Annotated in this window: 21 protein-coding genes; 10 read left to right on the top strand and 11 right to left on the bottom strand. The window is 68.3% G+C overall.

What is annotated here, in order from left to right; all coding sequences use genetic code 11:
• Nucleotides 1-143 precede the first annotated feature (143 nt).
• The 4 genes from ABZT12_RS30365 to ABZT12_RS30350 all read right to left on the bottom strand — a co-directional run bounded on the left by ABZT12_RS30365 (nt 144) and on the right by ABZT12_RS30350 (nt 3,807).
• Nucleotides 144-995, bottom strand: coding sequence for a hypothetical protein (locus ABZT12_RS30365; RefSeq protein ID WP_356390433.1), 852 nt, complete (start codon nt 993-995; stop codon nt 144-146).
• A 59-nt stretch (nt 996-1,054) separates the two neighbouring features.
• Entirely contained in the window at nt 1,055-2,497 is a 1,443-nt protein-coding gene (locus ABZT12_RS30360; protein ID WP_356390431.1) for a DNA phosphorothioation-associated putative methyltransferase, read from the bottom strand.
• A gap of 240 nt (nt 2,498-2,737) precedes the next feature.
• Nucleotides 2,738-3,151, bottom strand: coding sequence for an NUDIX hydrolase (locus ABZT12_RS30355; protein ID WP_356390429.1), 414 nt, complete (start codon nt 3,149-3,151; stop codon nt 2,738-2,740).
• Nucleotides 3,148-3,807 (bottom strand): NUDIX hydrolase, encoded by a 660-nt coding sequence (locus tag ABZT12_RS30350; RefSeq protein ID WP_356390427.1) that lies wholly within the window; start codon nt 3,805-3,807, stop codon nt 3,148-3,150. Before ABZT12_RS30350 ends, ABZT12_RS30355 begins: the two co-directional genes overlap by 4 nt.
• 405 nt (nt 3,808-4,212) lie before the next feature.
• Here ABZT12_RS30350 and ABZT12_RS30345 point away from each other — a divergent pair, with 405 nt between their 5' ends.
• From ABZT12_RS30345 to ABZT12_RS30320, 6 genes are all read left to right on the top strand, one after another.
• The gene (locus ABZT12_RS30345; RefSeq protein ID WP_356390425.1) at nt 4,213-4,722 is read left to right on the top strand and encodes a nucleoside-diphosphate kinase; all 510 of its coding nucleotides are present in this window, start codon (nt 4,213-4,215) and stop codon (nt 4,720-4,722) included.
• An 80-nt stretch (nt 4,723-4,802) separates the two neighbouring features.
• The gene (locus ABZT12_RS30340) at nt 4,803-5,102 is read left to right on the top strand and encodes a hypothetical protein (protein WP_086758001.1); all 300 of its coding nucleotides are present in this window, start codon (nt 4,803-4,805) and stop codon (nt 5,100-5,102) included.
• 158 nt (nt 5,103-5,260) lie between these two features.
• Entirely contained in the window at nt 5,261-5,845 is a 585-nt protein-coding gene (locus tag ABZT12_RS30335; RefSeq protein WP_356390422.1) for a CYTH domain-containing protein, read from the top strand.
• Between the two features lie 39 nt (nt 5,846-5,884).
• Nucleotides 5,885-6,649, top strand: a complete 765-nt coding sequence (locus tag ABZT12_RS30330; protein ID WP_356390420.1) for a hypothetical protein — start codon at nt 5,885-5,887, stop codon at nt 6,647-6,649.
• Nucleotides 6,650-6,651: 2 nt separating this feature from the next.
• Nucleotides 6,652-8,046, top strand: coding sequence for a hypothetical protein (locus ABZT12_RS30325; protein ID WP_356390418.1), 1,395 nt, complete (start codon nt 6,652-6,654; stop codon nt 8,044-8,046).
• Between the two features lie 61 nt (nt 8,047-8,107).
• The gene (locus ABZT12_RS30320; RefSeq protein ID WP_356390416.1) at nt 8,108-8,845 is read left to right on the top strand and encodes a methyltransferase domain-containing protein; all 738 of its coding nucleotides are present in this window, start codon (nt 8,108-8,110) and stop codon (nt 8,843-8,845) included.
• Nucleotides 8,846-9,206: 361 nt separating this feature from the next.
• On the opposite strand, the gene ABZT12_RS30315 is transcribed toward ABZT12_RS30320, so the two are convergent.
• Entirely contained in the window at nt 9,207-10,094 is an 888-nt protein-coding gene (locus tag ABZT12_RS30315; RefSeq protein WP_356390414.1) for a DUF5655 domain-containing protein, read from the bottom strand.
• 562 nt (nt 10,095-10,656) lie between these two features.
• Here ABZT12_RS30315 and ABZT12_RS30310 point away from each other — a divergent pair.
• Nucleotides 10,657-12,333, top strand: a complete 1,677-nt coding sequence (locus ABZT12_RS30310; protein ID WP_356390412.1) for a hypothetical protein — start codon at nt 10,657-10,659, stop codon at nt 12,331-12,333.
• A gap of 731 nt (nt 12,334-13,064) precedes the next feature.
• A complete protein-coding gene (locus ABZT12_RS30305) occupies nt 13,065-15,839 on the top strand; it encodes a hypothetical protein (protein WP_356390410.1) in 2,775 nt (924 codons plus the stop codon).
• A gap of 276 nt (nt 15,840-16,115) precedes the next feature.
• Here the strand turns inward: ABZT12_RS30305 and ABZT12_RS30300 are convergent, their stop codons facing one another.
• Entirely contained in the window at nt 16,116-17,444 is a 1,329-nt protein-coding gene (locus ABZT12_RS30300; protein ID WP_356390408.1) for a class I SAM-dependent RNA methyltransferase, read from the bottom strand.
• A 103-nt stretch (nt 17,445-17,547) separates the two neighbouring features.
• Nucleotides 17,548-19,599, bottom strand: a complete 2,052-nt coding sequence (locus tag ABZT12_RS30295; RefSeq protein ID WP_356390406.1) for an APC family permease — start codon at nt 19,597-19,599, stop codon at nt 17,548-17,550.
• A 409-nt stretch (nt 19,600-20,008) separates the two neighbouring features.
• Between ABZT12_RS30295 and ABZT12_RS30290 the strand changes: the two genes are divergently transcribed.
• Both ABZT12_RS30290 and ABZT12_RS30285 read left to right on the top strand, forming a co-directional pair.
• Nucleotides 20,009-20,680, top strand: a complete 672-nt coding sequence (locus tag ABZT12_RS30290) for a TrkA family potassium uptake protein (RefSeq protein WP_356390404.1) — start codon at nt 20,009-20,011, stop codon at nt 20,678-20,680.
• Nucleotides 20,680-21,357: a TrkA family potassium uptake protein gene (locus ABZT12_RS30285; RefSeq protein WP_356390401.1), complete on the top strand. Its 678-nt coding sequence runs from the start codon at nt 20,680-20,682 to the stop codon at nt 21,355-21,357. The genes ABZT12_RS30290 and ABZT12_RS30285 overlap by 1 nt, the downstream gene beginning before the upstream one ends.
• 81 nt (nt 21,358-21,438) lie before the next feature.
• On the opposite strand, the gene ABZT12_RS30280 is transcribed toward ABZT12_RS30285, so the two are convergent.
• From ABZT12_RS30280 to ABZT12_RS30265, 4 genes are read right to left on the bottom strand one after another with little or no spacing between them, the layout of a single operon-like run.
• Nucleotides 21,439-22,212 (bottom strand): DUF3159 domain-containing protein, encoded by a 774-nt coding sequence (locus ABZT12_RS30280; RefSeq protein WP_356390399.1) that lies wholly within the window; start codon nt 22,210-22,212, stop codon nt 21,439-21,441.
• Between the two features lie 3 nt (nt 22,213-22,215).
• Nucleotides 22,216-22,614 (bottom strand): OB-fold nucleic acid binding domain-containing protein, encoded by a 399-nt coding sequence (locus ABZT12_RS30275; protein WP_356390397.1) that lies wholly within the window; start codon nt 22,612-22,614, stop codon nt 22,216-22,218.
• A 47-nt stretch (nt 22,615-22,661) separates the two neighbouring features.
• Nucleotides 22,662-23,348: a response regulator gene (locus ABZT12_RS30270; RefSeq protein WP_356390395.1), complete on the bottom strand. Its 687-nt coding sequence runs from the start codon at nt 23,346-23,348 to the stop codon at nt 22,662-22,664.
• Complete coding sequence (locus ABZT12_RS30265) at nt 23,345-25,951, bottom strand: sensor histidine kinase KdpD (RefSeq protein ID WP_356390393.1); 2,607 nt, start codon at nt 25,949-25,951, stop codon at nt 23,345-23,347. The genes ABZT12_RS30270 and ABZT12_RS30265 overlap by 4 nt, the downstream gene beginning before the upstream one ends.
• Between the last annotated feature and the right edge of the window lie 147 nt (nt 25,952-26,098).

Genomic DNA, 26,098 nt, shown 5'->3' with positions numbered 1-26,098 from the left:
TTTCGCCCGCTCGGTGGGTTCTGCCTGCTCTCGGCCCCCCGCCCCAAACGGGGGGGGGGCCCCCCCCCCACGGGGTCGGGCCCACCCGTCGTTTGCCTCTGGGCTGCCGATGTGGCCGCTCAGGGGTTCTGTAGGTGGCGGAATCAGAGCTCGGGCGGCTCGCCGGGCTGGAGGTGGAGAACGGCGAGGTACTCGCCATAAGGCATTTCTTCATCCACCCAGCGGCTGCCGCCTGAGGCGTCGGGAATCCACATGCCGTCGAGAAGGTACTTGTCGTCGAAGACGGCGACGCGGTCCTCCTTCACCGCCGCGGCCATCAGTAGCTGGATCCCCAGCAGCAGTACCGTGGAGGCTTCCTTTACCGTACAGACTTCGGCGTGTCCGGTGGGAAAGACCTTTCCGTCCTCGTCGCTTCCCGGCTCGGGGATGGAGGCACGGCCCCGGACGGCCATCTCGTGCAGGGCAATCGCCTGAGTCACTGCTGCCGCCACCGACGGGCCGGCGCCCGGCACGCCGCCAGAGGCATGCGTCCGCAGATGGTTGGCGACCGCATGCGCGTGCACCGGCCATGCTTCGGCGTGGTGTTGCAACTGTTCCTCAGCGGCCTCCGCCGCCAGACCCGGCTCCGCGGTGTCCGGGTACAGCAGCCGAACGAATCCTTCGAATGCCGCGCGCAGGTAGCCGAGCCGGACCTGGTGCTGCTGCCACTCCTCCATCATCTCGGTCCAGACGGCGTCGAAGTCGAGGCCCGCTGAGCACATGCCGCCGTCGTCGTAGGACATGTCGAACGTCACCGTGCGCAGGCCCTGGGCGAGGCGCAGCCACTTGTAGGCCGTGTCCCAGCCGCTCTGCGCCCCGGGGGCTCCTGTCACGGCGGAGGCATGCTCCACCCAGTCGGTGAGTTCACGGACATGGTCCTCGGGCTCGGCCAGCGCGAGGGTGGGCAGCGTTCGGTATGAGGGCCGGCAGGAGCCCTCCATCCGGGTGGTGGTCATGGGTGGAGCGTGGCACACGGCACTGACAATCACTGCGGTGCCGAGAGCCGGAGCGAGGCTCAGGTGCTGGTGGTGCGCCGTACGAGCCGGTGGCCTCGCAACTCCCGTTCGCAGCGAACGAGTTCGCGCTCCCATCCCTCTTCCGTGCCGATCAGGTGCGGGCTCTCGTAAAGACCGGCGCGGACCTCGGCGTCGGTGAGCCTCCGGTACTTGGGTGCGTCGGGATCATCCTCGGCAAGGAACTCGTGCTTGCGGTGCAGCAGGGGACGGTTGGTGGAGTCCGCGTACGAGGTGAAGGAGGACTTGAGGGTCTTCAGGTCGACGGCGTACGAGGCCGCGATTCGCGGGTGGGGGTCCGTGTCGAACTCGGGATAGTCGAGCCAGCTGACCCCGCGGCCCTGATGGCGGAGCTTGACGACGGACCACTCGCCAGGCCGGCCGGCAGCGATGCTCGCGCACTGCTCGTACAGGCGCAGCACGGCCGGGATCCGATGGAGTGCGCGGCGGTGAACGTACAGGGCGGTCGCGGTGAACTTGCCGGCGATCGATCCGTTCATCGCCCGGCGGACGTAGGCGTCGTCGCGCAGCTTGAACAGCAGCCGATCCGCTCGGTGGCACGCCTCGGTGTACGACGGGAAGAAGGAACGGATGTCCAGTTGAACAGGCAGGGGCAGACTACTCACCGGGCCTCGGCCGTGAAACAGCTCCAGCGCGAGGAACTGCAGTGTGTCGAGGGCTCCGCGCTCGGCGCTTCGTTCTACCTTCGCGAGGTCGGCTTCCTGTTCGGCAAGGCGCTTGAGTTCAGCGGGGCGCAGGTGGCCAAGGAGGCTAATGATGGGCTGCGGCATTTCCTCCAGCTGAGGCATCCTGCCACGCTGTTCGAAATGAGCGACGACTGACCTGATCGCCGAGGCGGTGTCCTCGGACGCCAGCCACCCTCCGTCAGGAGCGACCTGTCGGGCGAGGTAACTCAGGCGGGCCGCATCGTCCTTGAACGCGTAAACGATGCCGGGCGCCGCCGACACGCAGCGGACGCCGGTGGCCTCCTCAACGTAGTCGCGCAGCTCACCGGCAGCGTAGAGGCGCTGGAAGGTGCGGCGCTGCGTGAGAATGCCGTCGCCGTACTCCGCGCCTTTGATCTGATTGCGCTCCCACCTCAACCGCGCGGACACGACCAAGGCCGATTTAGCGAGGTCCCAGGCTCGTAGGAGCGTCTCGCGTCGTTCGGCGGGATTCTCAATGACGTTCAGGACGTAGGTGAGAAGGACCACCTCGGCCGGCTCACGCGGCCCGTCCGGGAAGTGGACCGGGTCCCACCCGGCGGCATCGAGGCCGAGGTGCTGCAGTGCCCGTACATCTCCGCCACGTCCGCACCCGTAGTCCAGCACTCCCGTGTCGGGTTCCAACTGGAGGTCGCCGACGGCGCGACGAGCCGGCAGCGAGAGGCCGACTCGGCCGATCGCGGTCTGATGCCTCTGGCTGCTCCAAAGCTGCTGCGTCATCGGCGTCCCCTGATTCCACGGACAGGCCAGCATGCGACAGCACCGGAGCCTACGTGACACCCGCTCCTGCGACCCGGCTTACGCGGAGCCGCACCTCCAGACCATCCGTCCCGTGGTGACCGAGACCGGATACTTCCCGGCGGAGGGACGAACGGCGATCGTCAGTGCCAGCGCTCCGCCCCGACAACAACAACACACTAATTCGGGATCATGAGCCCGCCACTCTTGAGAGGGGAGTGCTCAGGTAGTCAGGGCTGCGTCGAGATATTCCTGCACCGGCTCGAACAACCCGTACGGCACGTACTGCGGGATCTCGCCATGGGCGACCCAAGCGAGCTCGGCCAACTCCTCGGTGTCGGCTACGTGGGCGGTGCCGCCCATCACCTCGCAGGCCGTGTACGACATCAGCCGGCCCGTCTTCGGATGGATCCGCTCGCCGAGCAGCTTCACGGCGGCCACGTCCAGTCCAGTCTCCTCCTGGGTCTCCCGCACGGCGGCGTCCTCACGCGCCTCTCCGGGCTCGACCTCACCAGCCGGGAACTGCCAGGAGAGCTGCCCCTCGCTGACCCGGCGGCGGACCATGAGCACGCGCCCCTCGTGGACGACGATAGCCGCGGCGATACCCGGTCGTTCCTCCGCGTTGTGCTGCGTCACGTCTGCTCCTCCAGGACAGCCAGAATGGGTGGGAAGATCGTATCGATGGGGATGAACCGGGGCACCGACTTTCTCGGGACCCACATGACGTCGATGTTCTCGATGGCGTCGCTGTTGGTGGCCTCGCCCGTCAGGTACTCGCAGAGGAAGTACTCGCACAGCACACCGGTCACGGGGTGAAGCCGATTACCGAGGCGCTGGCGAACTGCGCAGTGGACACCGGTCTCGTCCAAGGTCTCCCGCACGGTGGTGGTCTCCGCCTTGCCTCCCGGCTTGATGACCCCGGCCGGGAACTGCCAGGTGATCCCAGCAACGTCGTCATCCCGCCGGCACACAAGCAGGACATCGCTGTCGCGGACCACCACCGCGATGGCCACCCGCAATGCCTGCGCGCCCAGGGGCGTCGAGTCCGATGGGGCCCGTTCCTTCGCCAGCAGGAGTGCGAAGCGCTGTCGCGCAGCCGCAGAAGCCCGCTCATAGGCCGTGTCGAGAAGCCGCTGCATCTCTCGGCGAGGCACGACAGACGCGTCGGAGTGCCAGGCGGCCACGGTCCTCACGGCGATACCCAGATGCGCGGCGAACTGTTCGTTGCCGAGCCGCAGGGCGGACTGCAGCAGGCAGGCGTAGCGGCCGCTCCAGCTCTCGATCACGTCCACAAGACTGCCCCTCGTCGCCGCTCCGATGCAGAAACCCGCACGCCAAAAATGCACTCCCACTGCACTGGCACTTCATGGTCGCGCGGGAAGAGCCCCGGGAGAATCGGAGTCACCAGGGGCCAAAAACCACTCGCTGAAGGCTCAGTCCCTGGAAGGCACGTGAGAGGCGCGCGAGCGCCAGCCGACCACAGGGAGATTCTAGGTGCGTACCCCCATCAAATAGCAGGGGCAGGGAAGTTGGCTGAATCGAACCTCTCGGTCAACTAGGCGTCGACACCATTGCCGGCGTTCACCCGTCCTTGGCATCGCACGCAGGCCCGAACCGTCCTGCCAGCGCCGGTAACCTCAGAAGGTGACGGCTGATCGTCCGTCATGTTCGTTTGCTAGCAAGGCGAAAGGGAGTCAATGCCCGAGGTTCAGGCACACACTGTCGAGCGCACGCTCGTCCTGCTCAAGCCCGATGCGCTGGCGCGTGGCCTGGCAGGAAGGATCATCACGCGGTTCGAGGACGCCGCGCTGAAGATCGTCGGCACCAAGATGAAGTGGATGGACGAGGAGTTCACCCGCCGGCACTACTTCGACCTGGAGGAGCGGCTGGGCTCGGAGGTCTACAACGTCACGTCGACGTTCATGCAGCAGGGCCCGGTCATCGCCCTGGTGCTGGAGGGCTTCGACGCTATCGCCACCGTCCGCAAGATCGTCGGCAGTACGTACCCGAATCAGGCTCCGGCCGGCACGGTGCGGGGCGACTTCTCGCACTACAGCGCCGCGGCCAGCATCGCCTCTGGCAAGGCGGTCGCGAACCTCGTGCATGCCTCCGGCAACGCGGAGGAGGCCGAGCAAGAGGTGGAGCTGTGGTTCGACAAAGGCGAGCTGCAGGACTACAAGACGCTGGCCGAGATCTACACGTACTAGCGGCGGGTCACGGCGTCACTGTGGAGACGCCGTCGCGTTGATCACCACTGGGGCACGACCGTCTGAACCGAGAGGGCACCATGACCAACCAGACCCGCCTGGCCTCCACCGACGAGCTGGAGTCGATCTTCCAGCGTGATCTGGCGAGCGACCTGTGGGCGGCTACCGAAACCGCGTACGCCCTGGCAGTGCGCCACCGCGACCTGGGCGACTGGCCCGCGTCGCGTGAGTGGGCCGAGCAGTGCCTCCGTCTGCTGGAGGGCTTCCCCAGCGAGACGGAGGAGCAGGTCGCCACCGGCCGCACGTCGGTGGGAGGCGTCCAGCTGCCGACCTACCTGCACTCAGGTGTCGTCCAGGAGCGCTTCGGCTCCCTCGGCTGACACCTACCGATCCACCGGGGTGATGCGGCCGGGACCGCATCGGCCGCATCACCCCGCGTTCGACCACCAACCCCATAGCGATCGCCCGACCGGACAGGCCCCCACACGGCAGGGTCCGGCTGGCTTCGCCATGCCTGAAACGAGGAGGCAGCAGTCCCGTGGCCGTCGAGATCGAGATGCGAGCCCGCTTCACCAAGGAGTTCCACGACCAGCTCGTCGCCCGCCTGAAGGCGGACGGGGAGGACTTGGGCCCCGACGACAAGCACATCTACTTCTACGTGCTCCCCGACCAGCTCCTGAAGGTCACCGACAACACCGCTGCCGGCACCGCCAAGATCACCCTCAAGGGGAGCAAGATCGGGCAGGGCGCGGCCTTCGCTGAGACCGAGTTCACCATCGCCCCCACCGACGTTCCCGCCGCAGTGAAGGTGTTCAACGCCCTGGGGTTCGAGACGGCGATGCACGAGGCGTTCAACTTCCGTCACAACTTCCGCTTCGACGGCGTCGAGATCGCCGTCAAGTGGAGTGAGGCATGGGGCTACCACGCCGAGTTCGAGGTCCTGTTGGAGGACAGCGCCCCGGACGCCGCCCGCGCCGAGGCGGAGGCCAAGATCACAGACGTCGCCACGGCGCTCGGCGTGACCTTGATGACGGAGCAGGAGCTGACCGACTTCACCGCAGCCTTCGAGGCCGCCGAGAAGGAGCGCAAGGAGCGCGAGCAGCAGGCCGCGCCGATCCGGTAGTCAACATCACCGCGGAGACCACCAAGGGGGTGGGCACGAATGAGCACGACCCCGTTGCCTGCAAGCCTGATCGACCTGGCCGCCCAAGGGCAGCTCCCGCTCCATCAGCACATGGATCACGCCACCATCGCGTGGATCAGCGCCCACAGGCCCGACCTCCCGCCGGCGCCCCAGCCCGCCTTGCGCCCGCAGTCGAAGGAACTGCTTGCGCACGGCGGTCTGCCCACCCGGTGGTGGGCAGACCCCCGCCTGCACACGTCACTCCACGGAGTCCGGCACGCCATGAGGACGGCGGCGCTCGCCGCCGCCCTCGCCGAGGCGAACGGCCTCGGCGACGCCGACGCCGCCACGGCGATCCTCGCCGCCTCCATCCACGACTGCCAGCGGCGCCACGACCAGAACGACCCCGGACACGGCGCCCGCGCGGCCATCTGGCTCGCTGCGAACGCCGACACCGTCTGGGGCCACTTCGGCCTCACCGCGACACCCCGGCGGATCGTGCAGGCGGCCACCGCCATCCGCCTGCACGACATCCCGTACGAAGCGTTCACAGCGGACGACAAGGCCGACCACGCCCGGGCCGAGCGCATCACCGACGTGGTCAAGGCCGCCGATGCCCTGGACCGCTACCGCCTGCCGAAGCTGAAGTGGTGGCCGGACGCCCGGTACGTCCGCGAGCCCGCCTTCGACCAGCTACGCGGCCTCGCCTTCGACCTGGTCCTGGTCTCCGAGCGGGCTTACCTCGCCGGGGCCAGCGGCGCCGTGGCCGTGCGCTACGCGCTCGCTGAGAAGGGCCTGCTCTGACCATGGACTTCCTCGACGCCTATCACTTATGGGCCGACGCCCACGCCTTCTTCGACTCCAACCTCATCTCCAGCCCCGCCGACCACACCGACCCGCTTGCAACCCGGGCCGCCGGCTGGGACAGACGGCTCGCCGAGGACACTCCGAACGGCCACCTGCTGCGGCAGAACGCCCTCTTCGAGGCCCTGAGCGGCAACGACAAGCTGCACCTGCTGCACGTCACCCACGCCCTGGAGGAGATCAGCCGGCAGGGCGTGCTCTACCCGTCGGGCGGCTGCCTCGTCGGAAGCATCTACTGCGCGCCGCTCACCGCGACCAACCAGGGCTTTCGCATGCATAACCTGGGCGCCTACGTCCTGACAAAGGAAGCGCCGGCCTTCCTGGCCAAGCTCGGCGTCACCGACCGCGTCCCCACCCCGCTGATCTTCGAGATCGACACCCCGCCTCAGGCGTACCGCGGGCTCGCCGGCGTGGACTACCTGCGGCTGGGCCTCATCCACCTGCAGATCTACAGCCACCTCGAATACCTGCTGAGCAAGAACGAACGACACCAACTGCGCGAGACCGTCGTCAGCCGGGTCAAGAACTCGGCCGCGTTCCTCGCCACCGCTGCCGCCATCGCCTACCAGGGCACCAAGGTCGACGCCGATCCGTTCCTCAAGCTGCTCGACGAGACGATCCCCCGCCTGCCGATCCTCGGCTACCTGTACTTCGAAGCGGTCGCCGAGTACCTGATGCTCCACTCGACCTCGCACCACACCCGACGCCTGGCTGAGCTCGGCGAGCTGAACAACTGGCTATACAAGGAGATGCTGTTCGCCTCCTTCCCCACCATGGCCGGCAAGTTCGACCTCGCGAGGTTCCGACCCCGCCCGAAGCAGCTGTCCGCGCTCATCCACCGAGTCGACCCGACCATCGATACCACCCACGCCAGCGCGTACCTGGTCGAACGGATCAGCTACCTAACCGCAGCCCGCCTCTTCGCGCCCGGCGACGTCCCCGAAGCCTGGCACCACACGCGCTGGGAGCTCGACTCCCTCTCCACCCAGCTCGGACCCCTGCTCGGCCACCTGATCCACCGGGAACTGCGCACCTTCGGCCGCTACCCCGACTTCTACTTCTACTTCGACCAGCACAAGGCGCTACAAGCCTGGAACTACTGGAACCACATGGACATCGTCGCCCCGTTCAACGGCACGATGCCCAAGGGCGAGATCGGCATCAACCCGGCCTACCCCAACCTCGACTACCGCGTATGGCGCGCCGAGCAGGACGATGCCGGCCACCTTCAGCCAGCCGAGGAGCTCGAATTGACCATCGCCCCGCGGCTGGTGGACATCAAGTACACCCTGATGCGCAACAACCAGTGGACCGCCCCCGCGCCCAGCGTCGCCTGATATACCGCCGCCAGCAACGGCCCACCCCACACCGAGAAACCTCACACGCAGGAGATCCGTGATGAGTCCCTCCGGCATGCCCTCCGTCGGCCTCCTCAGCGAGCAGATCAACACCGTCCTCGCCGACCCCGCCACCACCCACGGCCTCGCCCGCACCCTCCGGGCCGCCGCCAAGGAGATCGAACTCCACCGCTACCACCACGCCAGCCGAAGCGCCTGGCCCAGTGGCCGCATCAACGACAAGCCCACCAAGGTGCAGATCGGCGGCGGAGCCCACCGCATCGACGGCTTCTTCAACATCGACGCCGTCCCGCCGGCCGATCTCCTCTGGGACATCCGCGAAGGCATCCCCCTCCAGGATGACAGCGCCAACGAGATCTTCTCCGAGCACTTCCTGGAGCACATCGACTACCCGCGCTCGGCGAAGCACTACGCCCGAGAGGCGTACCGGGTACTCGTGCCGGGCGGCCGGATCATTACCGGCGTCCCCGACGCCGCTTTCGCCCTGAACCAGTACCCCCGCCCGCTGTCCTCCTCTGACGAAATGATCGACCGCTGGTACGCCAAGCGCGACTGCCGCAGCGACATCAACACTCGGCTCGATCTCGTCAACCTCGTATTCCGAGACCAGGACGACAACCCCGAGTACACCCCGCACCTGTGGGCCTACGACCACGACAAGCTCGTCCAGCTCTTCACCGAGGCCAGCTTCACCACCGTCGAACCCTGGACGTTCGACCCCGCCATGGCCAACCCGAAGCGCCGATGGGGCAGCGTGTACGTCATCGCGACGAAGTAGCGCCCCCACGCGGCAGTCGGCGAAGACTGGGACACCTCGCACTAGCCAGCCCATCACGCGCCACGAGAACCCTCCGACCCTGAGCCCCCGCCGAGCCGAGCCAAGAGGGGGCACGTTGTATCCGCGCCACCGCCGGAGTCACCACACGGTGCACAGGCTCACCAGACCTACGAGTGATGCTGGTGCAGCCATGCCACTCAGCGCATCGCGCGGCCATGGGGTCGGCGCGCAACATAGCGCGGGATCGCCGGTTAGCCAAACCGGCGATCCCGCGCATCATTGGTAGTCCACCGCCACGCCCTGCCCGCACGTCGAAAGGCACCGCCCCACGAACACAGAGCAGCCAGAGGCCAGCAGGCGATCACGCCGCCGCGTAGCTGGCCCGGAACAGATCCTGCGCCCGCTCAACGTCCTTCGGCGTACGCAGCTGCACCTCCAGATCACCCGTCCCGTGGTGACCGAGACCGGAGACGTCCCGCGTGAAACCCGGAACGAGGTCGACGTCCGTCGGGTCGACCTTCAGGTAGACAAGCAGCTTGCTGCGCTGCGGCGGGCAGAGGCAGGCGAAGTTCCTCAGCCGCTGGTACGCCCTGTACTGCTTGCGCTCGACGCGGTTCACACCGTCCCCGAGCCCGAGCAGTGCCTCGTCGACCGCGCTCGCCAGCTCCACCATCGACGCGCCCTGGACGTCGGCTGCCGCCCGAGCAACCGCCTGGCGGCGCGCTCGGCCTGCCGCCTGCATGCCGCCGCTTACGGACGCCACGGTCTCAAGGCCGAGCAGGTCGCTGCCGAAGAGTCGGTAGCGGAGCAGGTCGATCGACCGCCGGTGCTCACGCACGGCATGTGCGTCGTAGCGCGTGAAGTCGCCGGCAATACAGATCAGTCGCGGGCCGCTCCACAGGACCTTGGACGCGGCCGTCACCCCGAGCCGGTCGCGGACCAGGTTCCGGAAGGCGTCCTTGTGATCCATCATCCACGCCATGTAGTAGAGGCCCTGATGGATCACGCCTGCGTCGGTGCCGCGCTTGTACTCGATGACGGTAGGTGCGTTGTTCTCATCAAGGCCCAGCGAGTCGATCCTCCCGCCGCCGACACAGTCGATGACGTACTCGCTCGCGAGGAACCGCACGCCCAGCATCGTCTCCATGTGCGCCTCGACGAGGTCCTGCACATCCGCCTCGACCGCAGCAAGACGCGGCGTGACCTCAGTCACGCCGCCACCCGTGTTGAACAGCTTCAGCCCCGACACCTTCCCCTCCTCGGCTCGGAGATCACTAACGCCGATGGGGTGCAGGGTTATTTCCGCGAGGGGCTTCGAAGGCGTGAAGATAGTGTGCGATCCTACGTACGGCCCGGCCGGAGAATGCTCGCGTCCCCCGGCCACCAGGGATCTACGATTCCCCCATGCGTCCCCCACGTCCCGGGGGACGGCGCTAGGAAGCTGCGTTTTCGCAGGTCAGCCCCCGTAGCTCAGTGGATAGAGCAGGTGCCTTCTAAGCGCCCGGCCTGTCTGGGCCGCGCAACGGCACCGCGAGGTCGCGGCCTACGGTCGGCGAGGGCATCAACTCGTTCATCCGCCGACGCACCTCCTGCTCGACGTTCCCGTCGCGGACAGCGACACATGCGGCCTATGTTCGACAGCCCAGCTCACTTACGACCCTGTCCTCACCCGTCGCGCGAATCCTCCTCGAGACCGCGGCAGCGCAGCCATCTCGGCCCCGTCTCCGAGTTCCGGGTTCCGAGGAGGAACAGCGTTTGCCTCCCATGTCAGACCCCTATGTGAGGATGCGGTTACACGGGAGGTACGTGGAGTGGCAATCGAGTGGGACCGTATCGGGCAAGTGGCCTTCGACCGGCATGTGGAGGCGCTGCTGCACCGCATGTACGACGGCCGGGCGATTGCCGTCAACGGACGTGGCGGCGACAAGGGCATCGACGTCCGAGTCAGTACCGAGGCCGGACTGCAGATCTTCCAGCTGAAGTATCACCCCGACGGTTTCCCAGGCTCCTACAAGGGACGCCGCACCGCGATCAAGAAGTCGTTCCAACGAGCCATGCAACATGATCCGGTGGAATGGACTCTGGTGGTCCCCACCACGCTCACCCCATCGGAGCGCGCCTTCGTCGACAAACTCGCCGTCGGCCGGACGGTGAAGGTGACCGTGATGGATCAACCAGCACTGGACAACGGCTTTGCCTCACACCCATCCCTGGAGGCCACCTTCACCCGCGAGCAAGCACGGGAGGCTGCCAGGGATTTCGGGCGTGAACAAGCGCTCCTCGTTGATGGAGACGACCTGATCCAACGCGTGCGAGCCCTCGGCGGCCGAGCGGACAACATCGACCCCGACTGGACCTGGGACTTCCAACGGCGAGGCGACACCGTCATCCAGACCCTGCGCCCCCAGCACGCGCTCGCCCATGAGGTCAGCCCCGTCCGGCTGACTCTGACCACACGCCCCGAAGCCATGGACGCAGGACTGATCGCCGCCTTCACCCGGAGCCTGGGGTACGGGATCGCCGAGGAGGTCGAGCTGCCTCCCGAGGCAGTGGCCAGCCTGACGATCGACGGCCCCGAGTGGTTGTCCAAGACGGTCAGCGACGTCCGAATGACCTGGCAGCCCGTTCCCGACGCCGTGCCATTCGACGCCGCCGCCGATGTCGAGTTCCTGAACTCCGAAGGGGCGACGACTGGGCGCTACGCGGGACGCCTGATCGCGCAGCGTTCCGGCGAGCTGGGTGCCTCTCTGGAAGCCGACATCCACGGCGCCCGATTGCAGATGCTCGTCCCGTTCGACAAACGCGTCGACGGAACGATCCGCTACTCCTTCGACCTCAGCTGCCGAGAGCCAGCCGAGGCGATGAAGGTACTTCGGCTGCATCAACGAATCCTGAAAGGCGGGGCGTTCCGCATCACCGTCGAAGGCACCAGGGTCGGCTCCGGGAGACTGTCTGCCACAGGCACCGACGACGACAACGCCGAGGTTGAGAAGTTGTTGTCGTACCTCTCGGACTTGGACGTTGTGCAGCACCACTGCGAGTCGTACTTCCCCGCGCCGCTGACCTACAGCGGGGAGGAACGCATCGACCTGCGGATCGCGCGCCTCCTCATTGAGGGCCGCTGCGTGGCCGACCGATCGGCACGCACGGTCACCATCACCCTCAATGGCCTCGACTCCCCAACCCTCCAGACCGCCCTCGGTCCGCAGGCCCAGTGTCTGCGCTTCGGCCCCTCCGGCTTCGAAGTCATCGTCGGCAACCGCACCTTGGACATCGGCCCCGTCCATCTGTTCCACGCCCAAGTCACCGCCGACAACGGTCGACAGGCCATCGCAGCGCTCAAAACAGGAAAGGGGGCCGGAACCGAAGTCGTCTTTCGCCCACAAAACGGTGAGCACTTCCGTCTCTATCTCATCGACGCCCCCGACGACTCGCGTCCCCTGATCCCCCACCCGCTCGGCCTACCCGGCTACACCGACCCCCGCTGACGGCTCTATGACACGGCCTTCGTATCGAGCTCGCTGCACAGGATCTCGGCCAAGCCCGCCATCATCGTTTCTTGGTGACCGCCGAGGAGCAGCCCGCGGCCTCTCAGGTTCTCCCTGTCGTCTCCCACGGCAACTACGGCATCACGAGCACCTCCTACGACCGACCCCCTCGGCTTCCTCAAGGAAGTCGTACGGAGCAGTTGCCGAGTTCTGCGACAGGTAACGGCCCCCGGCTCATGGAGAGACGGGCAAAATGTACGGCAGGGGCTGCCGAGACTTCTGGACCAACCGCCGGCAGTAATGGTCCGTGGCCAACAGGCCAATCGAAGAGATTTACGAGGCACGCCACACCGACCAGTCGCGGAGCGGTTCCTGGGGAGAATCTGGGGAGTACGAGCAGCTCTGGGGAGCGCGTGGGGAGAATTAACCGCGTAACTGGACGCGAGCGTGAAAGGCCCAGAAAGACGGATCAGCCCAGGCCAGAGACCTATACGGTGAAATCACCGCAGACCAGCACTCCCAGGTGAACGGCTTCAAGGCGATCTCCTCAAGCGCCTGCTTGGCCATCAGTCCCCATTTTCGGTGGAACTTGAGGTTCACTGCCGCAGCTTCAGGCGACCTGACCTACACCGAGGGCATGCCTGACGATCCATCAGGACAAGCGTCGAGAATGCTGGTCCAACTTCGGCTCCCACGCCCTGTGCGACCGTCCCAGACGCCAAACTGGGCGCGTGAGTTCCGAGGCCCCCGTTCCGAGCATCCACCACCCCGTGCCAACCGACGCCACCATCAAGGAGTTGTACGCGACGGCATTGGCATGCGGCATCCCGGACTGCGGTGAGCCGCTGTACCGGGACAGTGAGTCCACTGGCCAGCGCATCCTCAACAGCCGGGTGGCGCACATCCACGCACGCAGCGAAGGCGGCCCTCGGTGGGATCCGGCGATGAATAGGGAGGCCAACCGCGGCTTCGCCAATCTGATCCTGCTGTGCGAGCGGCATGCTTCCGAGATCGACATCACGCCCGAGCACTATCCGGCAGAGGTTCTCCGGGAGTGGAAACGGATCCAGATCGAGGGGCACTCCCGGGCCCGGCATCTGGCTCTCTCCGACGCCGAAACAGACGACGTGGCCAAGGCGTCCTTCAGCTCCGAGGACCTCATGGAGCGACTGACCGCCGTGTTGCCGTTCTCAGCACGCTCACGGTCGCGGGCAGAGGCGCTGGTACTGGCCTTCAGAAGCAGCCTGGCCCGCAGCAAGGTCCGGCTGCGCAGCACTCCGGCAGACCGCGTCGAGTCCGCCCTGGCGTGGAAGGCACGAGAATGCACCCCGGCGGTTGACGTGCCCCAGGGGGCAGTACGAGTGCTCGTCGCTCCCATGGGCGCGGGGAAGAGCGAGAAGGCCGAGCAGTGGTGGAGCGAAGGGCTGACGGCAGCATGGAGGGATGCTGACGTCGAGATCCCGGTATGGCTGGAAGCCCGGGAGATCCCGACGACACTGACCGCCGCGCTCCAGGAGGCCATCGGTGGCGACCCGCGGCATGTCTGTCGGGTCGTTGTGGACAACCTTGACGCCGTCAGTCCCCAGCGGGCCGATCAGTTGCTTGACGAGACTCGTCGCCTCGTTCTGATCTGGCCGCTGGTGAGCGTGCTCGCGACCACTCGCCCGGGAGCGGGCAGCGTGGGCGGGACCGAACGCGTCGACGTCGTGCCCTGGCCGCCGAGAAGAGGTTGGGATCTCCTGTGTGCAGTGACCGACGAAGATCACTTCCGGACTCTGGAGGTCTACGAGGTAGAACAATTGCTCACGAGCCCACTGCAAGTCCACGCGCTGGCCACTTGGCTGCACGCAGGCAGAGACGGCCGGGTTTCCACCCATGAACTGCTGTCCGGGCTAGCCCTGTCCATCCTGCAACGCGAGCGACCGCGGGCTTCACCGCAGGTATGGGACAACCTGCCCCGCCTGGCCGCCCACATCTTGAACGAGCGGAGCGGAGTCACCGCAGATTCATTCGCCCGCCGGCATGTCATCTGGGAGCTGGAGGAGACCGGCCTTGTGGTCCACGACGGCGGTCTTTTGAGGTTCGCGCTCCCCCTGTTCGAGCAGCACTTCGCCGCGCAGGCACTCCAGGACGGCCACACATCAATCGAAGCCGCGGCCAGTCCACACCGGTTCCCTCGCTGGCGCTACGCGATCGTATTTGCCGTCAACAGCGCGACGGACAAGGTCGCGGACGACCTGATGCTTCGCATGGCTCGCACGAACCCTGCAGCGGCATCCTGGGTACTGGAAGAGACGAAACTGCAGCCCCAGGTCGTGCATCTGCACTCACCGCCGAGTCGAGCCGGCGCCGGGTCCGGCCCGCCGGCTGGCAACGGCCAAGATGCGGCAGTGATCCTGGGGAGCTGGCTGCGGGAAGGCATGGTCGCGTGGATCCAGGGCCTCGGCGACTTGGGGCCGCAACTCCTTCCTCATCATCATGGACGGCTCGCTCCCTGGGGCGTCCGGCTGCTGAGTGACAACACACTGATCATCGGCCACGCCCGTGACGGCGTAATGGAAAAAGACGTGACCGTCCGAGCCGACCTGGATTTCGGTAGGAGGCAGTGGCTCCGACACTTTCACGACGTAAGCCTCTTCGAGGCACCCCGCCAAGATCTCGCACGCTGGAAGTGGGCCCGTGATCGACTCCGCCACTCCCTGATCCGCCGCCTGCGGCAGCGCACCCTTCCCGTCCCCTCCACGTCACCCCTCGCGGACGAACGCGTCTGGTTCCTCGCACGGCTCATCATGGAGAACGGGAGCGGCACCAGATCCGCCCGGCAGATCTCGTTGGACCGTCTGCGTGCCGAAGTGGACGCCCTCATGGCCCACGCCGCGAACACCGTCCGGTCCACGTGGCAACGTGGCGGAAGACCGAGCTTCGACTCCGACGACGTCCGCTGGCTCCACACACAGTTGCAGTACGTCCGAGGTGACGTCCTGGAGAACCCTCGCCCTGCACCCGACCGCCCCGGAGGCCGGTCGCACTACATATGGCAGACCTATTCACCCGAGCTGACGCGGTCGATTACCGCCGATGTCCTGCGCGGCGCCCTCGTCGGTTACCGCGACCTGGTGGAGACCAATTTCGCCCGGTTCGGAGCAGCACTCGGCCTTTACAGCGTCTTCCCCGTCCGCGCCAAAGGCTTCGTCATCATGCCCCAGCCAGATGACACCCAGGCATGGTCTGCCACCGTCGTCTACGGCGTACACCCCGACACATCCGCAGACTTTCGCGACACCCCGGCTGTCGACCTGGAACTCGCCGAAGAACCAGACACTCCCCACGACATCTGGCAGCAGGTCAGCTCCGTTCCCTCATCCGTATTCCGGCTTCCAGCCGCGCAGGCGGAACCCCTCTCAACCGGCCTTGAACGGCAGGCCACGAATCTCGCCTACAGCTGGTTGGTCCGCGACTTGAAGGCCGTCGGCTGGCTCGACCAAACGATCACATTCCATGACTGAACAGCAACGCCGATGCTCCGACGAATCATCAGCCGCCTACTCAGGCAAGGCGACCTGCTCCGCATAAAGGGTCTCCTTGTCCCCGACCAGGGCGGCCACTTTTCTCAGAGACCCCCGGTTGACTGCCATCGCATGCACGCGGTCTGAACAGCACTTCAGTGAGCCTGACACCCCATCAGAACGAGCGTCAAATGGGCGTCACGAGCGTCATTTCAGCGTCAAGATATCACCCGTAACGCCCACACCGCACATAATGCGCGCACACAAAACCACAGGTCAGGACACCTTTGCCACCGGCTCAAGGATCGCCACGCACTCCACATGATGGGTCATCGGGAACAGGTCGAACGCCCGGAGTGTCCGTACCCGGTAGCCGCCGTCGCGGAAGTACGCCAGGTCGCGGGCGAGGGCGGCCGGGTCGCAGGCCACGTAGGCAATCTTGCGGGCTCCCAGGGAGGCGAGGTGCTCCACCGTCTTCTTGCCGGCTCCCGCGCGCGGGGGGTCCAGGACGATGAGGTCGACCTCGGTGATGCCCGTGCGCGGGAGGACCGACTCGACCTTGCCCTGTTCGATGCGGACGCGGTCGAAGGCGGCGAGGTTGTGCCGGGCGTCCTCGACCGCGCGCTTGCCGGACTCGATGCCGAGGACCGCGCCCTGGTCGCCGATGCGGTCCGCGAGGGCGCCGGCGAAGAGGCCGACGCCGCAGTAGAGGTCGAGCGCCATGTCGCCCTTGCGGGGCAGCAGGCCCTGCATCACGGCGGTGACGAGGGTGTCGGCGGCCTTGGGGTGGACCTGCCAGAAGCCGCCGCTGCCGACCCGGTAGGTACGGCCGTCGGCGCGCTCGCGGACGAAGGCGCGGCCGTGGACGCGGTGGATGCCGCCGTCGTGCTCCTCGACGCGCATGACGGAGACGGGACGGTCGAGTTCGACCAGGGGGAGCCGGGCGCCGGGACGGGGCTCCAGGATGACCATGCGGTCCTGGGAGCCGGTCGCCGCGATCGCCTCGACGGATTCCATGCCGGCCCAGTCGCGGTCCTCGACGCCGAGTTCGCTGACGCCCTGCGCCGCGATCATGCAGTGCTCGATGGGCTCGACCTCGTGCGAACGGTGGCGGCGCAGACCGGCGTTGCCGTCGGCGTCCACCGCGTACTGGACCCGGGTGCGCCACTGCGGCACCTGTCCGGGCGCCACCTTGTCGCCCTCGGCCGGCATCACCGTGCCGTCCCAGCCGGCCTCCTCCGGGGTCAGCCCGGCGAGCCGCTGCAACTGCTCGGCGACGACCTCGCCCTTGAGGCGGCGCTGCGCGCCCGGCTTGGCGTGCTGCCAGTCGCAGCCGCCGCAGCGGCCGGGTCCGGCGTACGGACAGGGCGGCTCGACCCGGTCCTTCGACGCGTCCAGGACGGTCACGGCGTCGGCGCGCAGGAACCGTGCCCCCTCCTCGCCGTCGGTGACCCGGGCCACGACCCGCTCACCGGGCAGCGCGTGCCGGACGAACAGCACCTGGCCCTCCGCCGTACGGGCGATGCAGTGACCGCCATGGGCGACGGGGCCGACCTCGACCTCGTACTCCTCCCCCACCAGTGACTTCTTCGGTTCTGCCTGCATGGCGGGGTGACTCCACAACGTCAAAGGGGGAACGGCCGGACAACAGCCCACCAGTCTACGTGGACACCGTCCGGCCGCTCACCAGCCGTCCGTTCCGCTCGGGCTACGGCTTGGGGTTCGAGGGCTCCTTGGGCCGCTCCTCCGCCGGTCCCCGGCGCACCGCACCGGGCGCGTTCCACTCCGACCGCCTGCGGGCCCGGTTGCGGGCCGCCTCGGAGGACTCCAGCTGGTACGGCACCGAGGTCACCATCACGCCCGGCGTGAACAGCAGCCGGCCCTTGAGCCGCAGGGCGCTCTGGTTGTGCAGCAGATGCTCGTACCAGTGGCCCACCACGTACTCGGGGATGATCACGGAGACCGCGTCGCGCGGCGACTCCTTGCGCAGCCCCTTCACGTACTCGATGATCGGCCGCGTGATCTCGCGGTAGGGCGAGTCGAGCACCTTCAGCGGTACGTCGATGGCGCGCCGTTCCCACTCCTCGCGCAGCGCCTTGGTCTCCGCCGGGTCGACGTTGACGCTGAGCGCCTCCAGGCTGTCGGAGCGCATCAGCTTGGCGTAGGCGAGGGCGCGCAGGGCCGGGCGGTGGATCTTGGAGATCAGGACGACGGAGTGGACGCGGGACGGGCGCAGGATGTCGTCGCTGGGGCCCTCGGGGGCGGCGATCTCCTCGGAGACCCGGTCGTAGTGCTTACGGATCGCCGTCATCGTGGCGTAGAAGATGCACATGCCCAGCAGGGCCACCCAGGCGCCGTGGGTGAACTTGGTGACGAGGACGACCACCAGCACCAGGCCGGTGAAGAACGCGCCGAACGTGTTGATCGCCCGGGAGCGGACCATGTGCCGGCGCTTGGCCAGGTCCTGCTCGGTGGCCAGGTGGCGGTTCCAGTGCCGGACCATGCCGGTCTGGCTCAGCGTGAACGAGACGAAGACGCCGACGATGTAGAGCTGGATCAGCCGGGTCGAGTCGGCGCCGTAGATCACCAGCAGCAGAGCGGCGGTGCCGGCCAGCAGCACGATGCCGTTGGAGAACGCGAGGCGGTCGCCCCGGGTGTGCAGCTGGCGCGGGAGGTAGCGGTCCTGGGCGAGGATCGAGCCGAGCAGCGGGAAGCCGTTGTAGGCGGTGTTGGCGGCCAGGAACAGCACCAGCGCGGTCGCGGCGGCGAGCACGACGAAGAGGAAGCTGCCCTTGCCGAAGACGGCCTCGGCGACCTGGGAGATGACCGGGTTCTGGACGTAGCCGGAGCCGATGGCGACCCCGTTGTGGAGCAGGTCGTCGGCCGGGTTCTCGGCCATCCGGACCTTCGTCGTCATGGCGAGCGCGATGATCCCGCAGAACATCGTCACGGCCAGCAGGCCCATCGCCGCGAGCGTGGACGCCGCGTTCTTCGACTTGGGCTTGCGGAACGCCGGGACGCCGTTGGAGATCGCCTCGACACCGGTGAGCGCGGCACACCCGGAGGAGAAGGCCCGCAGCAGCAGGAAGACGAGGGCGAAGCCCGCGAGGCCCTGGTGCTCGGCCCTGATGTGGTAGTCGGCGGTCGGCGCGCGCATGGTGTCGCCGAGGACGAATCCGCGGAACGCCCCCCACGCGATCATGATGAAGACGCCCGCGACGAAGACGTACGTCGGAATCGCGAAGAGCGTGCCGGACTCCTTCACCCCGCGCAGGTTCATCAGCGTCAGCAGCACCACGACGGCGACCGCGCACAGCACCTTGTGCTCGATGACGAAGGGGACCGCGGAGCCGAGGTTCTCGATGCCGGACGCGATCGAGACCGCGACGGTGAGGACGTAGTCGACCAGCAGGGCGCTGGCGACGGTGAGGCCGGCTTTGGGGCCGAGGTTGGTGGTGGCCACCTCGTAGTCCCCGCCGCCGCTGGGGTAGGCGTGGACGTTCTGTCGGTAGGAGGCGACCACCGTGAACATCAGCACCACGACCGCGAGGGCGATCCAGGGGCTGAAGTGGTAGGCCGACACGCCCGCGATGGAGAGGACCAGCAGGACCTCGCCGGGCGCGTAGGCCACGGAGGACAGCGGGTCGGAGGCGAAGACGGGGAGTGCGATGCGCTTCGGCAGGAGCGTTTCTCCGAGCCGGTCACTGCGCAGTGCGCGCCCGATCAGAATCCGTTTGGGCACGTCGGTCAGTTTGGACACAACAGAGGATCGTAAGGCTTCGAACTGACAGCCGCCCACCCGCCACCCCCCCATCTGCCTCACGAGTGAAATCGGACGCGAGTGGAGTTGTGGATTCCGTCGCTACCGTCGTCCCCGTGCCTAGATGACAGCACCCCGCCGCCCTGCCGACGAAGCCCCCGCTCCCGCCGCTCACCGGAGGTCCCATGCCCGCGACCGCAGAGCTGATCGGCGCCGCAGCCGCCCTCGTCGGCCTCGTTCTCCTCACTCTCGCCAGCGTCCGCAGCATCGGCCGGCGCTGATCTCCGCGGGGCGCCCGGGAGGCGAGCGTGCACAGGGGTGCCCAGCGTGACCGCGCGTGTGTAGCTTGGGCCTCTGTCTGAGACCCTGATGGGGCTGAGCAGTCAATTTGGACACCGGAAGGACGGTCGTGCACATCGTCATCATGGGCTGCGGGAGAGTGGGTTCCGCTCTTGCCCAGACCCTGGAGCAACAGGGGCACACGGTCGCCGTGATCGACCAGGACCCCACCGCCTTCCGCCGGCTCGGCCCTGGATTCGGCGGCCGCCGGGTCACCGGGGTCGGCTTCGACCAGGACACGTTGCGTGAAGCGGGCATCGAGGAGGCCGGCGCGTTCGCCGCCGTCTCCAGCGGTGACAACTCGAACATCATCTCCGCCCGGGTGGCCCGCGAGATGTTCGGCGTGGAGAACGTCGCCGCCCGCATCTACGACCCCCGCCGCGCCGAGGTCTACCAGCGCCTGGGCATCCCCACCGTCGCCACCGTCCGCTGGACCGCCGACCAGATGCTGCGCCGGCTGCTGCCCTCGGGCGCGGAGCCGCTGTGGCGGGACCCCACCGGCGGTGTCCAGCTCGCCGAGGTGCACGCCTCGGCGGCCTGGGTCGGCCACAAGATCAGCAGGCTGCAGGAGGAGACGGGCGTCCGCGTGGCGTTCCTCACCCGGCTCGGCGAGGCGATCCTGCCCTCCTCGCAGACCGTGCTGCAGGAGGGCGACCTCGTGCACGTGATGCTGCGCACGGACGCGGTCGACAAGGTCGAGGCGGCGTTCGCCAAGGGTCCCGAAGAGGAGAGCGGTCACTGATGAGGGTCGCCATTGCCGGAGCCGGCGCGGTCGGTCGCTCGATCGCCGGTGAACTCCTGGAGAACGGCCACGAGGTCCTTCTCATCGACAAGGCGCCGACCGCGATCTCGGTCGAGCGCGTCCCCCGGGCCGAGTGGCTGCTGGCCGACGCCTGCGAGATCACCTCGCTCGACGAGGCCGCGCTCCAGCGCTGCAACGTGGTGATCGCCGCGACCGGCGACGACAAGGTCAACCTCGTCGTCTCCCTGCTGGCGAAGACGGAGTACGGCGTGCCGCGCGTCGTCGCCCGCGTCAACAACCCCAAGAACGAGTGGCTGTTCAACGAGGCCTGGGGCGTCGACGTCGCCGTCTCCACCCCACGGCTGATGTCGGCCCTCGTCGAGGAGGCGGTGAGCGTCGGCGACCTGGTCCGCCTGCTCCGCTTCAGCCACGGCGACGCCAACCTCGTCGAACTGACCCTGCCCGAGGAGTCCGCCCTCGCGGGCACCCAGGTCGGCGACGTGGAGTGGCCCGAGGACACCTCCCTGGTCACGATCATCCGTGGCACCCGCGTCCTGACCCCGTCCCGCGAGGACTCCCTGGAGGCCGGCGACGAACTCCTCTTCGTGGCCGCCCAGGCCCGCGAGGAGCAGTTGGAGGACCTGCTGTCGGTGCGCCGCGAGGACGCGCCGAAGTGACCCCGGCTCTACGACGAGGAGGGCGCCCCCTGTCGCAGGGGGCGCCCTCCTCGTCGTGGAGCCGCCGGAACCGGCCGCGGGTCAGCCGTCGCGTCGGTGGCGGCCGGCGGTCTCGCCGTCGCGCTCCGGGGCTTGGGCGCCCTTGCGCTCTTTCTCGGCTTTCTCCTCCGCCTCCATCTCCGCGAACACGTCGATCGGCGCGGGTGCCTTGGCCAGGAAGACCCAGGTCAGCCAGACGGCGAGGAGGAAGGGCGGAATCTTCAACGCGACCAGGACCCAGCCCAGTTGGGCGGTGTTGGCCCACCAGTAGAGCGGGAAGAGGATCGCGCACTTGGCGAGCAGGATCAGGCCCCAGGCCCAACTGGCCTTGGCGTACGCCTTCTTGCGGCCCGGGTTGCGGGTGCGCCAGGAGAGGTTCTCCTTGAAGACCGGGCCGAGGATCAGCCCGATCAGCGGGACGCCTGCGAGAGTCGTGACGATGTAGGCGAGCGCCAGCCCCAGCGTGTAGAGCATGCCGGGGAGATAGAAGTCCTTGGCGTTGCCCGTCATCATCGCGAAGACCACACCGAAGGCGACGCCGAAGACACCGCTGAAGGCGTGCTTGACGGTGTCCCGGGTCACCAGGCGGACCACGACGAGGGTCAGCGACACCGCGAGCGCGGCGATGGCCGACCAGTGCAGGTCCTTGTTGAGGGTGAAGATGGTGACGAAGAGCAGTCCGGGCAGCACCGTCTCGACCATGCCGCGCAGGCCGCCGAACGCCTCGAAGAGCGCGGCCTCGGTCACCGCCCGGACATCCGGCTCGGCCGCTCCGGCGTCCGCGGTCTCTGTGGTCGGCTTGTCGAGCGACGTCACCGGCTACTCCCGTCCGAGGGGTCTCAGTTCGTATTTCGGGTTGAACAGCACCCGGCGGCCTCGGCTCATCGAGATCCGGCCCGATGCGATCAGCTTGCGCCCCGGTTCGATCCCCACGATGGAGCGCCTGCCCAGCCACACCACGTCCAGGGCCGCGGAGCCGTCGAACAACTCGGCCTCCAGGGCCGGGACTCCCGCCCGGGGGCGCAGCGTGACCGTGCGCAACGTACCAGTAACCGTGACGATCTGCCGGTCGTGGCAGTCACCGATCCGCACGCAGCCCGCGGTCACGGCGTCCTCGCGCAGCTCCTCCGACTCCAGGTCCTCCTGCGAGGAGGAGAGCCGGTCGAGCATGCGCCGGAACCGGCCTGCCGGCTTTTCGGAATGAGGAACAGCGGTCATGTCCGAAAGGGTACCGGGACCCACCGACACCGACGCACCCCGAGAGGTCACCGCTCGAACCGGTACCCCATACCCGGTTCGGTGATGAAGTGCCTGGGGTGCGAGGGATCGGTCTCCAGCTTCCTGCGCAGTTGTGCCATGTACACACGGAGGTAGTTCGTCTCGGTCCCGTACGACGGCCCCCACACCTCCTGGAGGAGCTGCTTCTGGCCGACCAGCCGGCCGGTGTTGCGCACCAGCACCTCCAGCAGATGCCACTCGGTGGGGGTCAGCCGGACGTCCCGGCCGTCGCGGTGGACCTTCTTCGCGGCCAGGTCGACGGTGAACTCGTCGGTCTCCACCAGGGCGTCGTCGCCCTCGCCGCTCCCGGTGGGCTCGGCCCGGCGCACGGCGGCCCGCAGCCGGGCCAGGAGTTCGTCCATGCCGAAGGGCTTGGTGACGTAGTCGTCGGCGCCCGCGTCCAGCGCCTCGACCTTCTCGTCGGAGGAGTGCCGGGCGGAGAGCACCAGGATGGGCACCCGGGTCCAGCCGCGCAGCCCCTTGATCACCTCGACGCCGTCCATGTCGGGCAGGCCCAGATCGAGGACGATCACGTCGGGGTGTCGGGACGCGGCCAGATCGAGCGCGCCCTTGCCGTCGGCGGCGGCGTCGGCCTCGTACCCGCGCGCCTTGAGGTTGATCACGAGGGCCCGCACTATCTGCGGCTCGTCGTCCACCACGAGCACCCGGGTCATGAGGCCTGCCTTTCCGGTGGTACGGGATGTACGGGACGCTCCGCCCCTACGGCGTCGTCGGGACCGGCGTCGACATCCGCGTCGGCGGCGGGGCGGGGGCCTGGGCGCGATCCCGCCGCGCGGACGGTGAGGACCATGGTGAGCCCGCCGCCGGGGGTGTCCTCGGCGGTGAGGGTGCCGTTCATGGCCTCGGCGAAGCCGCGCGCCACGGCGAGGCCCAGTCCGACACCGGCACCGCGCGGGGCGTCGCCGTAGCGCTGGAAGGGCTCGAAGATGCGGTCCTTGGCCGCGTCGGGGACTCCGGGGCCGCGGTCGACCACCCGGACCTCGACGCGGTCGGCGAGGGCGCTGGCGGCCACCAGGACGCGTTCGCCGGAGGGGCTGTACTTGACGGCGTTCTCGACGAGGTTGGCCACGGCCCGTTCGAGGAGACCGGGGTCGACGGCCACCATCGGCAGCGTCTCCGGGACGTCCAGTTCGGCGCTCTCCTCGGGCACCCCGCCGAGCGCCATCGGCACCACCTCGTCCAGGTCGATCTCCCGGATCAGCGGGGTGACGGTCCCGGTCTGGAGCCGTGACATGTCGAGCAGGTTGCCCACCAGGTGGTCGAGCCGGTCGGCCCCGTCCTCGATGCCCTCCAGCAGTTCGGCCCGGTCCTCCTCCGACCACGCCACGTCGTCGGAGCGCAGCGACGACACGGCCGCCTTGATCCCGGCGAGCGGAGTCCGCAGATCGTGGCTGACGGCGGCCAGCAGCGCGGTGCGGATGCGGTTGCCCTCGGCCAGCGTCCGGGCCTGCTCGGCCTCCGCCTGAAGGCGCCGCCGGTCCAGTACGACCACGGCCTGCGCGGCGAACGCGGCCAGCACCCGCCGGTCCTCCGCCGGCAGTACCCGCCCGGAGAGAGCCAGCGCCTGCCGGTCGCCGACCGGCACGTCGACGTCGGCGTCCTCGGGCCGCTCCACCGGGACCCCGGTGCCGACCCGGCCCGCGCAGGTCCAGGGGTCGACCTCGCCCTCGCGTTCCAGCAGGGCCACGGACTCCATGGCGAAGGTCTCCCGGACCCGCTCCAGCAGGGCCTCCAGGCTGGTCTCGCCGCGCAGCACGCTGCCCGCCAGGAACGAGAGGATCTCCGACTCGGCGCGCAGCCGGGCGGCCTGGTGGGTGCGCCGGGCCGCCAGGTCGACCACCGACGCGACGGAGACGCCGACGCCGACGAAGATCGCGATGGCCACGATGTTCTTGGGGTCGGCGACGGTCAGCCGGTGCAGCGGGGGTGTGTAGAAGTAGTTGAGCAGCAGCGAACCGAAGGCGGCCGAGGCGAGGGCCGGCACGAGTCCGCCGAGCAGGGCCGCCGCCACCGTCAGCGACAGGAACAGCAGCATGTCGTTGGCGAGGCCGAGGTGGACGCCGGCGAGCAGCACCGCGAGGATCGCCGGGCCGAGCACCCCGACGCCCCAGCCCCAGATGATCCGGACCCGCCCGAGCCGGGCGCCCCGGGAGACGGGCAGGCCGCGCCCCTTGGCGACCTCCTCGTGGGTGACGATGTGGACGTCCAGGTCGGGCCCCGACTCCCGGGCCACGGTGACGCCGACGCCGGGCCCGAAGACGTACTGCCAGGTTCTGCGGCGCGAGGAACCGAGGACGATCTGGGTGGCGTTGACCCCGCGCGCGAAGTCCAGGAGGGCCGCCGGGATGTCGTCGCCGACGACGTGGTGGAAGGTGCCGCCGAGGTCCTCGGCGAGGGTGCGCTGGAGCGCGAGTTCCTTCGGGGAGGCGGCGGTCAGGCCGTCGCTGCGGGCGATGTAGACGGCCATCACCTCGCCGCCCGCGCCCTTCTCGGCCAGCCGGGCGGCCCGCCGGATCAGGGTGCGGCCCTCGGGACCGCCGGTCAGCCCGACGACGATGCGCTCGCGCGAGCCCCAGATCGCCGAGACCTGGTGTTCGCTGCGGTACTCCTGGAGGTACTCGTCGACCCGGTCGGCGACCCAGAGCAGGGCCAGCTCGCGCAGGGCGGTGAGGTTCCCGGGGCGGAAGTAGTTGGAGAGGGCCGCGTCGACCTTGTCGGACTTGTAGATGTTGCCGTGCGCCATCCGGCGGCGCAGCGCCTGGGGCGACATGTCGACCAGCTCGATCTGGCCGGCCCGGCGCACCACCTCGTCCGGCACGGTCTCCTGCTGCCGTACGCCCGTGATCGACTCGACGACGTCGCCGAGCGATTCGAGATGCTGGATGTTGACGGTGGAAACGACGTCGATGCCGGCGGCGAGGAGCTCCTCGATGTCCTGCCAGCGCTTGGCGTTGCGGGAGCCGGGGATGTTGGTGTGGGCGAGTTCGTCCACCAGGGCCACGGCCGGCCGGCGGCGCAGTACGGCGTCCACGTCCATCTCGGTGAAGACGGCACTCCGGTACGCCAGTTCCGTGCGGGGGACCTGCTCCAGGCCGTGCAGCATCACCTCGGTACGCGGACGGTCGTGGTGTTCCACGAAGGCGACGACGCAGTCGGTGCCCCGCTCCACCCTGCGGTGGCCCTCGGAGAGCATCGCGTACGTCTTGCCGACGCCCGGTGCCGCCCCGAGGTAGATCCGAAGGTTCCCGCGTCCCATGGCCCCATTGTCTTCTCGTCCCGGCGGTATGCGCAGCGTCGACCTTACGGCCGATATGCCGGACAAAAGGGGTGGTGAGCACGGTCGGGGGCCACTTTGACGCAACCCTGACGCGGGTGCGCGCCGTCCCGCGTCCCGCGGGAAACC

The organism is Streptomyces sp. NPDC005423 (assembly GCF_040606415.1).
GTDB lineage: Bacteria > Actinomycetota > Actinomycetes > Streptomycetales > Streptomycetaceae > Streptomyces.
Note: the sequence above shows the minus strand (reverse complement) of the source record. Positions and strands in the feature narration are given on the sequence as shown.